The organism is Polymorphospora sp. NPDC050346 (assembly GCF_040655695.1).
GTDB classification, from domain to species: Bacteria; Actinomycetota; Actinomycetes; order Mycobacteriales; family Micromonosporaceae; genus Polymorphospora; species Polymorphospora lycopeni.
This window is the reverse complement of the sequence record NZ_JBFAKM010000021.1, coordinates 23,964-39,100: the sequence shown is the minus strand read 5'-3', so window position 1 is coordinate 39,100 and position 15,137 is coordinate 23,964. Positions and strand designations below refer to the sequence as shown.

The window sequence follows — 15,137 nt, the reverse complement described above, 5'->3', positions numbered from 1 at the left end:
CCCGCCGAGGTGGGTAACCGCCGACCGCACGGGAGGCCGTCACGGCTCCCGCAGTTGGCAGCCATCGATTCGTCTCCGCGGGGGTGGGACGGATGCGCGAGGACCGCGAAGTCACCGGGGATCTTCCCCTGCTGGCGTCGAAGCTGGCCGTGCCGCCGGCACCGGCGGTGTCGGTACGGCGTACGCGGCTTCTCGGGCTGCTCGACTCCGGTGCCGCCGGTCCGGTCACGATCGTGACCGGACCGGCGGGCTGGGGCAAGACGACCCTGCTCGCCGCCTGGGCGCGCGAGCGGCCCGACGGCCCGCCGGGCTGGCTGTCCGTCGACGCCGGCGACGGCGCCGACCGCTTCTGGGCGTACGTCCGCGCCGCACTCGACACCACCGCCGGGTCCGACACCACCGCCGGCTCCGACGGGCCGCTACGACTGGCCGACGCGCTCGCCCGGCGGCCGGAGCCCGTCACCCTGATCGTCGACGACTTCCACCTGCTCGACGACGCCGACGTGCTGGCCGGCGTCGACCTGCTGCTGCGGCACGCGGGGCAGCGGCTGCGGCTGGTCGTCGGCACCCGGCGGGAGCCGGCCCTGCCGCTGCACCGGTTCCGGCTCGCCGACGAGCTGACCGAGATCCGGGCCGCCGACCTGACCTTCGGCCCGGACGAGGCCGCCGAACTGCTCGCCGGGCACGGGGTCGCGCTGCCGGCCGGACTCGTCGACGACCTGCACGACCGCACCGAGGGCTGGCCGGCCGGGTTGCGGTTGGCGGCGGACGCGCTGAAGGGCCACCCCGAGCCGGCGGGCCTGGTCGACGGGTTCACCGGCGACCATCCGGTCATCGCCGGCTACCTGGCCGAGGAGGTTCTCGCCGGGCTGCCCGCCGACCTGCGCGACGTGCTGCGGCGGGGCTGCGTCGCCGACCGGCTCACCGGCGAACTGGTCGAGACGCTGACCGGCCGCCCGGACGGCGAACGGCTGCTCGGCGAACTGGAACGGCACACCGGGCTGGTCCGCGCGGCCGGCGGCCGGCCGCCGGCCTGGCGGTGCCACCGGATGCTCGGCGAACTGCTGCGTGCCGAGCTGCACCGGCACGATCCGGGTGCGACCGCCGACCTGCACCGCCGCGCCGCGGCGTGGCATGCCGGGCAGGCCCGGCCCGCCGAGGCGCTGCGGCACGCACTCGCCGCCCGCGACTGGGCCGGCGCCACCGGCGTCCTGGCCGGGCACTGGCCGGAGCTGCTCCCGTACGTCCCGGCCGGGCCGGCCACCGACCCGGCTCCGCCGCCGCCGGACGACGCGGTCCGGGCCGGGCCGGAGCTGGCGCTCGCCTACGCGCTGGACCGGCTCGGCGACGACCCGGCGACGGCCGAGAGCTGGTTGCGGCTCGGCGACGAACTCGCGCGGCGGCTGACCGGCGGGCGGCGGGACCGGTTCGTGGTGCTGGCCGCCGCCGTCCACCTGGTGTTCGCGCAACTCGGCGGTGACGACGGCACGGTGCGGTCGGCCGCCAGCCGGCTGCTCGCCCTGGTCGAACCGAACGGCGACGGGCGGGAGCGGGCGGCGGCTCAGGCGGCGCTCGGGGCCGCCCGGCTGACCGCCGGTGACCTCGACGGCGCACAGGTCGTACTGGTCGACGGGCTCGCCGACGCGGAGGCGGCCGGGCCGGACCGGGCCGTGCTGTCCTGCGGCAGCCGGCTGGCGCTGATCCGCGCGCTCCGCGGCGAGCTGGACGCCGCGCAACGGATCGCCCGGCAGGTGCTCGCCCTGCCCCGGTGCCAGGACCCGGTCCGCCCGCCCGACTGCGCGTACGCCCACCTGGCCCTGGCCGTCGTCGCGGCGGAGCGGGGCCGGCCCGACGAGGCCGAGGCGGAGATCACCGCCGCCGGGCGGGCCGAGGAGCCCCAGCTCGCCGCGCTGGTCGACGTCGTCACCGCCGAGCTGCGCCAGGACCGGGGCGACCTGACCGGTGGCTACCAGGCGTTGCGTGCCGGTCGTTCGGCGCTGTCCGGCCGGCCGACCGCCCGGTTCGTCGCGCTCTGGTTCGCCGTCGCGGAGGCGGAGCTGCGTACGGCGCACGGCGACGTGGACACCGCCCGGACGGTGCTGCGACCGCTGGTCGACCGATTCCGGCCCGGTCGGGGACCGAACGGCTCCGCCCCGGCGGACGGGGCGACGGCGCTGCCGGCACCGGTCGCGGTGGCGCTGTCCCGTACCCACCTGCGCGGCGGCGACCCGCGGACCGCCGCGCGGCTGCTGCCCACCTGGGAGGACGGCCGGCCCGGAGACCGGCTCGCGGTACGGCTCGACGCCGGCCTGCTGGACGCGCTGACCGCCAGCCGGCTCGGCGACCGGCGGCGGGCGACCCGGGCCCTGGAGCGGGTGCTCGCGCTCGCCGAGCCGGAAGGGTTCCGGCGGGTGTTCGTCCGGTACGGCCCGCCACTGCGCGACCTGCTGGCCGCGCACCTCGACTCGGGAACCGCGTACTGGCCGCTGGTCAACGAGCTGATCGACGCGACCGGCGCGGCGGCCGGGCCGGTGCCGGGCGCGCCGCCACCGGCGCCGCCGACGGGGGAGGAGTTGACCGAGCGGGAACTGACCGTGCTGCGCTACCTCCAGAGCATCCTGTCCAATGTGGAAATAGCTGCCGAGATGTCGCTTTCGGTCAACACGGTGAAGACGCACGTGCGCAACATCTACCGGAAGCTGGACGCCACGAGGCGCCGCGAGGCGGTCCGCCGGGCCCGCGAACTGCGCCTGCTCTGATCGTTGTATCCACTGTGGACCGGAGCCGGCGGCCGGCGCCGCCCGCTCAGTGGTGGGCGGCGCCGTCGACCGCGGTCAGCAGGTCGGACAGGGCGTACGTCCCCTCGTGCCGCATCCCGTTGACGAAGATGCTCGGCGTGCCGTCCACCCCGCTGCGCACCCCGCTGACGAAGTCGCGCCGGATCCGGTCGAGGTGCACGTGGTCGTTGACCTCGGCGGCGACCTCCTCGACCGGGAGGCCGACGTGCTGCGTACCCAGCGCCAGGTGCACCGGGTCGAGTTGGTCCTGGTGGGTGAAGAGCCAGTCGTGCATGGCCCAGAACTGCCCCCGTACGCCGGCCGCCTCGGCGGTCTCCGCGGCGATCTCGGCGTACGGGTGCACGTTGGCGAGCGGGAAGTGCCGGAACACCAGCCGTACGGTGCCCGGCCGCTGCCGTCGCAGCTCCCGCAGGTTCGGGTACGCCGCCGCGCAGTGCGGGCACTGGAAGTCGCCGTACACGACCACGGTGGCCGGCGCGTCCATCGGCCCCTGGGTGTGATCCTCGTCGGTCACCGCGGCGCGCAGCCGGCTGACGGTCACCTGCAGCGGTGTGATCCCGGCCGCGGTCACAGGCTGACCTTGATCCGGTTGTCGACCGACGAGACGCCCGGTGCCGACCAGGCGACCCGCTCGGCCTCCTCGCGTTCGAGCCAGGAGCGCACACTCCCGTTGAGCACCACCCGGTCGCCCTGTACGGCGATGGTCAGCCGGTCGACGTCGGTCTCGACGCTGCGGACCAGGGCCTCGCCGATCAGTTGCCGCAGGTCGTCGGGGGAGATCCCGGCCCGGGGCCGTACGGTCATGCCGTTGGTGACGCCGCGTACGCCGGCGAGGCGGCGTACCGTCCGTTCGGCGGCCCGGCGCTGGTATTCCCACTCGACTTCGCCCCGCACCATCACCCAACCCGCGGAGACGGTCACGTCGATGTTGTCGACCGGCACGAACGCGTCCCATTCCAGGGCCCGGGTCGCGGCGTCGGCGATGTCCGAGTCGGTGCGTTCGGCCGCGGGGGACAACTGCACCTCGATGTCGTTGGCGACCGCCCGGACCCCGCGTACGCGGTGGGCGGTGCGTTCCGCCGACCACTTCCGCGCGTAGTTGTCGACCTTTCCGCTCAGGGTCACGACCCCGTTGCGGGCGATGACCCCGATCTCGTTGGGCTGCACCCGGGCGTCCCATTTCAGCTCGTCCAGAACGTCGCGCTGGAGTTCCTCGTCGGTGCGCGTCATCCCTGCCGTCGCCATGGTCACCTTCCCCTCCGGTCGGCCTGCCCTACCAGGATCGATGTTGCGCCGTGGGCGGGTGAGGCGGCGTCGTCCGGGGCGGGTGATACCGGTTCCATAACACCGGGGGTATGACCCCAACGTTATGTAGCCACAGATCTCGATCAATGGTTAATCTGCGTTCAGTCCTTTCGGGTGATGAGGCAATCATCCGTCCGGACGTTGACCGCTACCTATTGGCTGCTCAAGTTCAGCCACGTCGGTATGGCAGTTGATTCGTGCCCGGGGCCTTCCCGCCGATTTCCCCCATTAACCGCTGGTAGCGGGGCGTCCGGGATCCCCCACACGAAGGAGACGAGAATGCGCCGTACCCTCGCCACCGCCGTCGCGCTCACCGTCGCGACGGGGGGCCTGACCACCGTGCTCGCCATCGGCGGGCCGGCCTCGGCGGCCCCGACCCCCGCGGCCGACGTACCGGCCGGAATGCTCGCCGCGATGGAACGCGACCTCGGGCTCACCGAGTCGCAGGCCCGCCAGCGCATCGCCGACGAGGCGGTCGCCGCGAAGACCGAGCAGCAACTGCGCAAGCAACTCGGTGCCGGCTTCGCCGGTGCCTGGGTGGACAACTCCGCCCTGGTCGTCGCCGTCACCAGCGAGCGCGACGCGGCGGCCGTACGCGCCACCGGCGCCACCGCGAAGGTCGTCGACCGCAGCGCCGCCGACCTCGACTCGACCAAGTCCAAGTTGGACGCCAAGTCGGGTGCCGCCGGTGCCGCCATCAGCGGCTGGCATGTCGACGCGAAGTCCAACCGGGTCGTCCTGCTCGCCGACCCGGGCGCGGCCACCGCCGCCGCCGAGTTCATCAAGGCCGCCGGGGTCGACGCCGCGACCGTCGACGTCGTCACGGTGGACGAGTCCCCGCGTCCGCTGTACGACGTGGTCGGTGGCGACGCCTACTACATGGGCGGCCGCTGCTCCGTCGGGTTCTCGGTCGTCGGCGGCTTCGTGACCGCCGGCCACTGCGGCACGGTGGGAACCCCGACCCAGGGCCACAACAACGTCACCCAGGGCACCTTCCAGGGCTCGTCGTTCCCCGGCGACGACATGGGTTGGGTGGCCACCAACTCGAGCTGGAACCCGGCCCCGCTGGTCAACAACTACGCCAGCGGCACGGTCACGGTGACCGGTTCCGCCGAGGCGTCCGAGGGCTCCGCGATCTGCCGCTCCGGCTCCACCACCGGATGGCACTGCGGCACCCTCCAGGTCAAGAACTCCACCGTCAACTACCCGCAGGGCACCGTCTACGGCCTGACCCGTACCAACGTCTGCGCCGAGCCCGGCGACTCCGGCGGCTCCTGGCTGACCGGCACCGAGGCCCAGGGCGTCACCTCCGGTGGCTCCGGCAACTGCAGCTTCGGCGGCACCACCTACTACCAGCCGGTGAACCCGATCCTCAGCACCTACGGCCTGAGCCTGGTCACCGGGTAACCCCCCGGTCCCGTTTCCCAGCCTGCCGGTGCCGGCGCCCCTCCTCCCCGGGGCGCCGGCACCGGCACGTCCGGCTTCGATCGGCGTCGATCGTAGGACGGGGTCGACAGCGGCCGGCGCCATAGTGGAGGATCTGTCACCACCCGGACGCCTCCCGCGCCCCGCCCCCGGCAAGGACGTCGCTATGACCGAGCGTAGTGAGGGAATCGGCCTGCTCAGGGCCCAGTCATGCGATCGCCGAGCGGAGCGAGGTGGCGCATGACCGTAGAAGGTAAATCGGTCCTGCCCCGCCTCGCCGCAGCGCTGCGGAGGGTGGCCGGCCACGAATGGACCATCGCCGCCGCCGGCAGCCTGCTGCTCGCCGCGCTGTTCACGTGGCCGACGCTGCGGGACATCACCGGCACCATCCCGCAGGACACCGGCGACCCCACCCTGCAAGCCTGGCAGATCGCCTGGGGCGGGCACGCGCTGAAGACCGACCCGACCAGCCTGTGGCACTCCAACACCTTCTATCCCGAGCTGTTCACCTACGCCTACTCCGACACCCTGCTCGGATACGCGCCGCTCGGCATGATCGGCGAGGGGCCGGTGGCCGCCGTCGCCCGCTACAACATCCTGTACGTCCTGGTGCACGCGCTCGCGTTCTTCGGGACGTACGCGCTGGGCCGCCAGCTCGGCGCGACCCGGATCGGCGCCGCGGTGGCCGGCGTCGCGTTCGCGTACGCGCCGTGGAAGCTCGCCCAGGCCGGACACCTGCACGTGCTGTCCACCGGCGGGATCACCCTCGCCCTGGCGATGCTGGCCCGCGGCCACGGCTGGTCGCTGCGGCACGGCTACCGGCCCGAGTCGCGCCGCCCCGGCTGGGCGGTCGCCGGCTGGCTGGTGGCGGCCTGGCAGATGTCCCTCGGCTTCGGCGTCGGCCTGCCGTTCGGCTACCTCCTGGCCGCCGCCGTGCTGGTGGCCGCGGCCGGCTACGGCTGGGCCTGGTGGCGCCGTGGGCGGCCGGTCTTCGGCCGCCGGCTGCTGATCGCCGACCTGACCGGCGGCACGGTCTTCGCCGCCGTCACCGTGTTCATGGCACTGCCCTACCTCAAGGTGGTCGAGCTGCACCCGGACAGCCGGCGGACGGTCGCGCACATCGACCAGTTCTCGCCGCCGCTGCGCGGCTTCTTCACCGCGCCGGGGGAGTCGTGGCTCTGGGGCGAGCGGCACGCGGCCGCCCGGGAGACGCTGTCGTTCGCCGGGGAGATGACGCTGCTGCCCGGGGTCACCCTGATCGGCCTCGCCGTCACCGGCCTGTTCTTCTCCGTGTGGCGGCTGCGGCACCGGATCGCGCTCGGGGTCGGGGTGCTGGTCAGCGCGATCCTGGCCACCGGAAGCTCGTTCCTCGGCGACGGCGATCCCGGCTACGTCACGTTGATGAACCTGCTGCCGGGCTGGGACGCGATGCGTACGCCCGGCCGGCTGGTGCTGTGGACCACCCTGCTGCTCGGCCTCCTCGCGGCCGGCGCGGTGAGCATGGCCGGCACCGCATCGTCCGATGTGGAGGAGGACGTCGACGGCAGGGACCGGCCGGCCGGCGGGGAAGCACCGCTGCCCGCCGTGACCGCCGCTCCGGCCGGCGTCAAGGACGCGGCCGAGGCGGTCACCGCCGGGGACGGGCCGGCCACGACCGTGCCGGCCGCCGCCCGGGCCGACCACGACACGGTGGTCGCCGGCGTCCCCCGGCTGCGACCGGCGGCACCGCCGGCCGCCGACGTGCCGGTGATCGAGGCCGGGCCGGGCCGCGGGATACCCGCGCCACGCCGGGCGGACACCCTCGCCCGGGCGGCTTCCGGCGGGCCGGCGGACCACCCGGTCGTCCCGACGCCGGCCGCGCGCCGGCGGCGCGACCGGATGGCTATGGCCCTCGCCCTGGTCCCGCTCGCCCTCGTGCTGCTGGAAGGGGTCAACCGCACCCCGCATCCGCCGGCCCCGCCCGCCCCGCTCGCCCTGCGCGATGTCGCCGAACCGCTGCTGATCCTGCCGCCCGAGGGCATCGCCGAACTGCACTACATGCTCTGGTCGACCGACGGCTTCCCGCGCATCGCCAACGGCCTCGCCGCCCACGTGCCGCAGACCCAGGCGCAGACCCGGACGATGACCGTCTCCTTCCCCGACGCCACCAGCATCGACTACCTGCGGGGACTGGGCGTGCGTACGGTCGTCGTGCTGCCCGGCTACCTGCCCGGCACCGGCTGGCAGGACATGCTCGACCGGCCGATCGACGGGCTTCCGGTCACCCGGGAGGAGGTCGACGGCGCGGTGCTCTTCCGGCTCGGGGACAGGTGACGCACCGGTCACCAAAACGTCATCCGACCGTTGCCGTCCAGTGCCGGCGCGCGGCCTCGCCGCCGGGTGCCGGCGTGATGGTATTGGCGCCGTGAGTGCCCGGGTGGACAGGCATGTGGCGATGTTCTTCGCCGGGATCGTGGCGGTGGGAATCGGTCCGGCGGTGTGGCTGGGCGGCACCCTGCTGCGCGGCGGACCCGCGCCCGTGCCGCCGCCGGCCGTCGCCCCGTCGGCGACCGCCGGGCCGAGCCCGCGGGTGATCCCTTCGCCCACGCCGGCCGAGCTGCCCGGCCGGCCGGTCGACCCCGGTCCCGGCACCGGCTACGGCACGCCGGCGCCGACCGGCAGCCTGGTGACCATCCCGGCGGCGACCGTGCCACCCCGGCCGCCGACCACCGGGCCGCCGTCACCGTCGCCGTCGACCCCGTCGCCGACCACCCCACCGGCCACCATCGCACCGGTCACGCCGACCACCGAACCGGCCACGGAGACCGGCGCCTGAGCGGTCGCCCACGGCAGGCGCAGATGTTTGACAGCGTCGATATCTGTGTGTGAATGTTTGGGTGAGGCCGGTGCGGGAGCCACCAACCGGTGCGGGAGCCCAGGGCAGCTCCGCCACCTCCGCGTCCCTGCCTGCCGCAGGGCGCGCGTTCCCGTCTCCGGCACGCCGCAGGGCGCGTTCGCACTCTCCGTACCCCCGCGCCCCCACACCTCTCGACGTGCCGGTGGGAGAACCGTCTGCTCAGCGCACCCATGAGAGGTAGCCCTACATGCGCAGAAGTCTTGCCGGTGTGCTCGCGGCCGTGCTGGCCGCCGGCACGGTGGCGGTGGCGGCGCACGTCGTCGTCAGCACCGCGTCACCCGCACTGGCCGCCGCCTCGGAGCCGTACTCCTGGAAGAACGTCCGGATCGACGGCGGCGGCTACGTACCCGGGATCGTGTTCAATCCGACCGAGAAGAACCTGATCTACGCCCGCACCGACATCGGCGGCGCCTACCGCTGGGACCAGGCCGGCCAGTCCTGGACTCCGCTGCTCGACCACATCGGCTGGGACCGGTGGGGCTGGAACGGTGTCGTCAGCCTCGCCACCGACCCGGTGCAGACCAACCGGGTGTACGTCGCCGCCGGCATGTACACCAACAGTTGGGACCCGAACAACGGGGCGATCCTGCGGTCGACCGACAAGGGCGCGACCTGGCAGGCGACCGAGCTGCCGTTCAAGCTCGGCGGCAACATGCCCGGCCGGGGCATGGGCGAGCGGCTCGCCGTCGACCCCAACCGCAACAGCATCCTCTACCTGGGCGCGCCGAACGGCAACGGCCTGTGGCGCAGCACCGACCACGGCGCCACCTGGGCCAAGGTCGCGAGCTTCCCCAACCCGGGCAACTACGCCCAGGACCCGAACGACCCGAACGACTACCTGAACCACCGGCCGGGCGTGGTGTGGGTGACCTTCGACAAGCGCACCGGTACGGCCGGCAACACCACCCAGACCATCTACGTCGGGGTGGCCGACAAGGAGAACACCGTCTACCGCAGCACCGACGGCGGCACCACCTGGTCGCGGCTGGCCGGGCAGCCGACCGGATTCCTGGCCCACAAGGGCGTGCTCGACACCGTCGGTGGCTACCTCTACATCGCCACCAGCGACAACGGCGGCCCGTACGAGGGTGGCAAGGGCGACGTGTGGAAGTACGCCACCGCGACCGGCGCCTGGACGCAGATCAGCCCGGTGCCGTCGAGCAGCACCGACCTCTACTACGGCTACAGCGGCCTGACCATCGACCGGCAGAACCCGAACACGCTGATGGTCGCCACCCAGATCTCCTGGTGGCCGGACGCGATCATCTTCCGCAGCACCGACGGCGGCGCGACCTGGACCCGGGCCTGGGACTTCACCAGCTATCCCAACCGCAGCAAGCGGTACACCATGGACATCTCCTCGGTGCCGTGGCTGAGCTGGGGCGCCAACCCGTCACCCCCGGAGGAGACGCCGAAACTCGGCTGGATGAACGACTCGGTCGAGATCGACCCGCACGACTCCAACCGCTTCATGTACGGCACCGGCGCCACCATCTACGGCTCCACCGACCTGAAGAAGTGGGACACCGGTGGCCAGATCACCATCCGGCCGATGGTCAAGGGCCTGGAGGAGACGAACGTACTCGACCTGATCAGCCCGCCGACCGGCTCGGCACCGCTGATCAGCGCGCTGGGCGACCTCGGCGGCTTCCGGCACACCAACCTCGACGCGGTGCCGCCGATGCTGTTCACCCAGCCCGGCTTCACCAGCGGCACCAGCCTCGACTACGCCGAGACCAACCCGAGCGTGATGGTGCGGGCCGGCAACTTCAACGACGCCGACCGACCCAACGACAGCCACGTGGCGTTCTCCACCGACGGCGGTGCCAACTGGTTCCAGGGCAGCGAGCCGGGCGGGATCAACGAGGGCGGTACGGTCGCCGCGGCGGCCGACGGCAGCCGGTTCGTCTGGGCGCCCAAGGGCGTCGGGGTGCACTACTCGGTCGGCTTCGGCAACTCCTGGACCCAGTCGACCGGCCTGCCCACCGGATCTACAGTGGAGTCCGACCGGGTCAACCCGAACAAGTTCTACGGCTTCAGCGCCGGCAGGTTCTACGTCAGCACCAACGGCGGGGCGAGCTTCACCGCGACCGCCGCCACCGGACTGCCGGGCACCGGCAACGTGAAGTTCAAGGCGGTCGCCGGCCGCGAGGGCGACATCTGGCTCGCCGGTGAGACCGGCCTGTACCGGTCGACGAACTCGGGCACGTCGTTCACCCGTCTGTCCAACGTGGAGGACGCGGTGAACATCGGGTTCGGCCGGGCCGCGCCCGGGCAGACGTACCCGGCGCTGTTCGCCGTCGGCACCATCGACGGCGTGACCGGCGTCTACCGCTCCGACAACACCGGTGCCGCCTGGGTGCGGATCAACGACGACAAGCACCAGTACGGCAACGCGGGCGAGGCGCTGACCGGTGACCCGAGGGTCTACGGCCGGGTCTACCTGGGCACCAACGGCCGGGGCATCCTGGTGGCCGACCGGCTCGGCGGGCCCACGTCGCCGCCGCCGACCACGCCTCCGCCGACCACGCCTCCGCCGACGACGCCTCCGCCCACGACTCCGCCGCCGACCACCACGCCTCCGCCCACGACTCCGCCGCCGACCACGCCGCCGCCGGGCGGTGCCTGCACGGCGACGTACCAGGTGACCAACTCCTGGCCGGGCGGGTTCCAGGGCGAGGTGACCGTACGCAACACCGGCACGTCGCCGCTGAGCGGATGGGTGGTCGGCTGGACGTTCCCGAACGGGCAGACCATCTCCCAGCTCTGGAGTGCCAGCCACACCCAGACCGGTTCCGCTGTCACGGTCCGCAACGCCGCCTGGAACGGCAACCTCGCGGCCGGGGCGTCGACGACGTTCGGCTTCACCGCCAGTTGGACCGGCACCAACGGGGTGCCGGCGCCGATCACCTGCGCCCGGGGCTGACCGGCTGAGCAGCGTACGCGGGGTTCGGCCCGCGTACGCTGCGCCACCCGTGAAGGCGGCCCGGCGCGCCCGCCGCCGGGGTGACCGTCCGGGCGGCCGGGGTGCGGTTCAGGCGACCCCGCGTGATCCGGATCGTCTCCGCGCTCTTCGGATCGACTCTCCGCGATGGCCGGCCTACATTCCGTTGCAGTGTGGTCGCTGACGGTTCGGTGCGGATCGTCCGCCGCCACACCGGGCAGTGGAACGAACATGCCGACCCGTTCGAGCGGGACGGCTTGCCCACGCCACGGCCCTGCCCGCCCCGCCCGACGCTGGGTGGTGCCGGTGCCGCAGAGAGGCGGGGGTGGCATGGAGGGCCAGGCGGAGCTGGAACGTGATCTGACTCGGGCGGCCGACGCGTTGCGGGACGCGCTCACCTTCCTGGTCCGATACGACCAGCTCGTGGCACTGTCGCGCGGCGAGCCGGACGGGACCGGCGGGTCGGTGCTCGCCGACCGGGTCCACGAGGGCCTGGCGGCGGCCAACCGGGCGCTGGCCGGGCTGCGCGCCGGGCGAGGGCCGACCGCGTGCCACCCGGACGCCGACGCCGCGTACCCGTACCGGCTCGACGCGCGGGATCCGGGGACAGCCGCGCGGCCTGGTGACCCGGGGGTGGGCACGCCGTCCGGCGATCCGGCCGGCCCCGGGTCGCCGCCGCCTCGGATCGGTCACGAACCGGGGGAGTGACCGCAGCCCATTCGCAGCGTCGTCGACGGGGGTACGTCGTACTTCGCCCGGTAGGCCGCCGCGAACCGGCCCAGGTGCCCCCAGCCCCAGCGGTGTGCCACGTCCGCCACCGTGGCCTCGCCGGGGCCGGCGCGCCGCAGGTCCTCGTGGGCCTGGGCCAGCCGGACGCTCTGTAGATAGGCCATCGGTGACTGGCCGAGGTGCCTGCGGAACCCCTCCTGGAGGCTGCGGACGCTCGCCCCGGCGATCTCCGCGAGTTCGCCGCAGGTGAACCCGTGGGCGGGGTTGGCGTCGATCGCCTCCATCGCCCGCTTGACCGTACGGGGCCGGCTGGGCGGCGCCGGCTGGTCCAGTTCGTCGCGGTACCGGTGCTCGGTGGCGAGCAGCAATCCCCTGATCATGCCCTGTGTGAACTGTCCGGCGATCAGCGGATGACCGACCACGCTGCCGCCGTTGTGGAACTCGTCGCGGACCAGGATCGCCAGTCGGGCCCAGCTCTGCCCGGCTCCGGTGGCCAGGTCGATGTGGTTGCCCATGTTCAGCGACCCGCGGAGCGGGCGGTCGAGCAGGGCGGCCAGTTGCGCCTCCACGGCCGACCGGTCGATCTTCACCGCGAGCAGCCGGCCGTTGTTGTCCCACGAATGGATGCGGGTGGACCCTTCCGGCCGGTAGACGCAGGCCCGCCGAGGGTGGGCGACGAAGCGTTTGCCGCGGTGCTCGTTGTCGAACCGCCCGGACAGCGGCATGTTGACGTGATAAGCGAGCAGGTCGCCGGCCATGATCGTGGTTTCGGCGCTGTACCGCAGCTCGCCCACGGTGATCGGACCGAGTCGCATGACGTCGACCGAGGCCGCGAAGTCCGCGCCCATGGGGGCGGTGACCCGGACCGGGTAGTAGAACTCGTCGCAGAGCTCGCGGAACCGGTCCAGTCTGGTTGTGGCGAAGGACAACCGGTCACCCCAACCGGTCGCATTCATATCTGTTGCTATTTGCATACTCTGAGTATTGCGTAGGGGGCGGTGCGGTCGATCGGGCCAGCCTTCGGAGAATCGACGGCCTACGAATCGGTGGGCTGTTGCCCGGGTTGCGGCGGGGCGGTCCGCAGGCTGCGGAGCAGTTCGCGCATCGCGGCGAGCGACGCGCGAGCCTCGGCCGCCACCTCGTCGAGCCGGTTGCCCTCGGCGGCGGCCAGCACCCCCTGCGCGTGTTCGAGCACGGCTGCCCGCAGGCCGGCGGAGATCCGTGCCCGCTCGGCCCGCGACGCCGCCACCGCCCGTGCCGTCACCTCGGCGACCGCATCCCGCTCCTGGGCGACGGTGCGGTCCCGCCGGACCCGTACCGTGAAACCCGCCGTCCACGCCGCACCCAGCACCGGAACCAGCAGCATCGCGAGCGTGGCCGCCATGGTCGCGGCCGCCGCCAGCGTCGCCGGAGCACCCCCCAGCCGCCCGTCGGTGGCGGCGGTCGCCACCAGCGCGGTGCCGAAGCCCGCCGCGGCCGCCGGCACCGCCAGGCAGGTCGCCCACCTCGGCCGCCCGTACGCCGCCACCGAGTAGACCGCCGCCAGCTCCGCACCCACGGTCGCCACCAGCAGCCACACCGCGTCACCGGGCAGCCGGGCGTAGAGCGCCGCCGCCGGCCACAACACCGCCGAACCGACCACCGCCAGCAGGACCAGCCAGGGCCGGTCCCGACGCCAGAGCAGCGGTACGGCATGCAGGACCATCAACAGCGCCAGCAGCACCGTCGTCGCCGGCGCCAGCACCGGCGGCCCCTCCCAACCCGCCAGCAGCCCGCCGGCCAGCGGCACGACGGTGGCCAGCGCGACCACGCCGTCCATCGCGCGGGGCCCCCGCCACCAGCCGGCCGGCGCCGACCCGGCCCCGGGTGGCGGCGTGCCGGCGGCGGCGCCGTCGAACGGCAGCACCGCCCGGACCCGCCAGCCGTCGCCCCGGGCACCCGCCTCGCAGGTACCGCCGAGCGTGGCGGCCCGCTCCCGCATCCCGATGATCCCGCGCCCCGAACCCAGCCCACCCGCGCTCGGCCGCATCGTGCCGCCCTCGTCGTCGACGACCAGCACGAGCGCGTCGTCGGCCAGCGTCAGGCAGACCCGTACGGCGCCGCCCGGGGCATGCCGCAGCGTGTTCGTCAACGCCTCCCGGGCGATCCCGTACGCCGCCTCGCCCACCGCCGGCCCGACGTCGACCGGATCGGCCTCCAGGGTCACCGGCTGGCCCAGCCGCCGGAAGCCGTCGGCCAGCTCACCGAGCCGCTCGTCCAAGCCGCCCGGCCCCGCCTCGTCGGTCGTACGCATGACCGCCACCAGCCGGTGCAACGCCGCCAACGTCTCCCGGGCCGTACGCGCCGAGAACTCCAGCGCCTTGGCCGCCAGCTCCGGCCGGCGGTCGGCCAGCCGCTCGGCGGCGGTCACCGTCACCACGATCGACGTCAGATGGTGCGCGCTCACGTCGTGGAGTTCGCGGGCCAGCCGCTCCCGCTCCAGGCCGGCCGCCCGCCGCTGCTCGGCCTCGGCCCAGGCCAGCAGCTCGGCCGCGTCCGCCCGGGCCGCGTACCACCGCCGGCGGCCCCGCCCGAGACCGACGGCGAGCAGATAGAGGGTGAGGCTGAAGAGCAGGCCACCGACGTACCCGCGGCCGGTGTCGTACAGCCCGGCGGTGAGCGCCGCCTCCATGACGACGACGGCGGCGGTCGCAACGAGCGCCACCCGGGCCGACCGCCGGGCGGCGACCGTGTAGAGCGCGACCATCTCGGCGATGGCCAGGCCGACCAGTGCCTCGGGCGAGGTGGCGAGGTAGCCGAGCTTCGCCACCGTCGACACGATGGCCAGCACCGTGACCGGCGCCCGGTGCCGCCAGCCGAGCGCGACGGCGACGAACGCGGTCGCGACCAGGCCGGCCGCGACCGACACCCGGTCCGGCCGGTGGCCGGCGAGCAGGGCCGCACCGGGCCAGACCACCAACTGCGCCGCCACCAGCAGCAGGGGGGTGAGCCAGCTCCGCGAGACCCTCATGACGGGTACGACGATAGAAAAGGCGCGCGA

Annotated in this window: 10 protein-coding genes; 6 read left to right on the top strand and 4 right to left on the bottom strand. The window is 73.8% G+C overall.

The window, feature by feature from the left end:
- Window positions 1-92 precede the first annotated feature (92 nt).
- On the top strand, window positions 93-2,759 hold the full coding sequence (locus tag AB0I42_RS21570) for a LuxR C-terminal-related transcriptional regulator (protein WP_357539340.1): 2,667 nt from the start codon (window positions 93-95) through the stop codon (window positions 2,757-2,759).
- Between the two features lie 46 nt (window positions 2,760-2,805).
- Here the strand turns inward: AB0I42_RS21570 and AB0I42_RS21565 are convergent, their stop codons facing one another.
- Both AB0I42_RS21565 and AB0I42_RS21560 read right to left on the bottom strand, forming a co-directional pair.
- Window positions 2,806-3,369 (bottom strand): thioredoxin domain-containing protein, encoded by a 564-nt coding sequence (locus AB0I42_RS21565; RefSeq protein WP_357539339.1) that lies wholly within the window; start codon window positions 3,367-3,369, stop codon window positions 2,806-2,808.
- A complete protein-coding gene (locus AB0I42_RS21560) occupies window positions 3,366-4,043 on the bottom strand; it encodes a BON domain-containing protein (protein ID WP_357539445.1) in 678 nt (225 codons plus the stop codon). Before AB0I42_RS21560 ends, AB0I42_RS21565 begins: the two co-directional genes overlap by 4 nt.
- 339 nt (window positions 4,044-4,382) lie before the next feature.
- Between AB0I42_RS21560 and AB0I42_RS21555 the strand changes: the two genes are divergently transcribed.
- From AB0I42_RS21555 to AB0I42_RS21535, 5 genes are all read left to right on the top strand, one after another.
- Window positions 4,383-5,510, top strand: a complete 1,128-nt coding sequence (locus AB0I42_RS21555) for a S1 family peptidase (RefSeq protein WP_357539338.1) — start codon at window positions 4,383-4,385, stop codon at window positions 5,508-5,510.
- A 258-nt stretch (window positions 5,511-5,768) separates the two neighbouring features.
- A complete protein-coding gene (locus AB0I42_RS21550; protein ID WP_357539337.1) occupies window positions 5,769-7,841 on the top strand; it encodes a hypothetical protein in 2,073 nt (690 codons plus the stop codon).
- A 103-nt stretch (window positions 7,842-7,944) separates the two neighbouring features.
- Window positions 7,945-8,343, top strand: coding sequence for a hypothetical protein (locus tag AB0I42_RS21545; RefSeq protein WP_357539336.1), 399 nt, complete (start codon window positions 7,945-7,947; stop codon window positions 8,341-8,343).
- 268 nt (window positions 8,344-8,611) lie between these two features.
- The gene (locus AB0I42_RS21540; RefSeq protein ID WP_357539335.1) at window positions 8,612-11,350 is read left to right on the top strand and encodes a cellulose binding domain-containing protein; all 2,739 of its coding nucleotides are present in this window, start codon (window positions 8,612-8,614) and stop codon (window positions 11,348-11,350) included.
- A gap of 348 nt (window positions 11,351-11,698) precedes the next feature.
- Window positions 11,699-12,076, top strand: a complete 378-nt coding sequence (locus AB0I42_RS21535) for a hypothetical protein (protein WP_357539334.1) — start codon at window positions 11,699-11,701, stop codon at window positions 12,074-12,076.
- Here AB0I42_RS21535 and AB0I42_RS21530 read toward each other — a convergent pair.
- Window positions 12,058-13,026, bottom strand: a complete 969-nt coding sequence (locus AB0I42_RS21530; RefSeq protein WP_357539333.1) for an AraC family transcriptional regulator — start codon at window positions 13,024-13,026, stop codon at window positions 12,058-12,060. The two genes, AB0I42_RS21535 and AB0I42_RS21530, sit on opposite strands and share 19 nt — an antisense overlap.
- A gap of 107 nt (window positions 13,027-13,133) precedes the next feature.
- A complete protein-coding gene (locus AB0I42_RS21525; RefSeq protein ID WP_357539332.1) occupies window positions 13,134-15,107 on the bottom strand; it encodes a histidine kinase in 1,974 nt (657 codons plus the stop codon).
- Window positions 15,108-15,137 lie beyond the last annotated feature (30 nt).

Coding starts and splice junctions, on each gene's coding strand:
- AB0I42_RS21535 (WP_357539334.1), top strand. CDS start 11,699: ATGGAGGGCCAGGCGGAGCTGGAACGTGATCTGACTCGGGCGGCCGAC.
- AB0I42_RS21550 (WP_357539337.1), top strand. CDS start 5,769: ATGACCGTAGAAGGTAAATCGGTCCTGCCCCGCCTCGCCGCAGCGCTG.
- AB0I42_RS21570 (WP_357539340.1), top strand. CDS start 93: ATGCGCGAGGACCGCGAAGTCACCGGGGATCTTCCCCTGCTGGCGTCG.
- AB0I42_RS21525 (WP_357539332.1), bottom strand. CDS start 15,107: ATGAGGGTCTCGCGGAGCTGGCTCACCCCCCTGCTGCTGGTGGCGGCG.
- AB0I42_RS21560 (WP_357539445.1), bottom strand. CDS start 4,043: ATGGCGACGGCAGGGATGACGCGCACCGACGAGGAACTCCAGCGCGAC.
- AB0I42_RS21540 (WP_357539335.1), top strand. CDS start 8,612: ATGCGCAGAAGTCTTGCCGGTGTGCTCGCGGCCGTGCTGGCCGCCGGC.
- AB0I42_RS21555 (WP_357539338.1), top strand. CDS start 4,383: ATGCGCCGTACCCTCGCCACCGCCGTCGCGCTCACCGTCGCGACGGGG.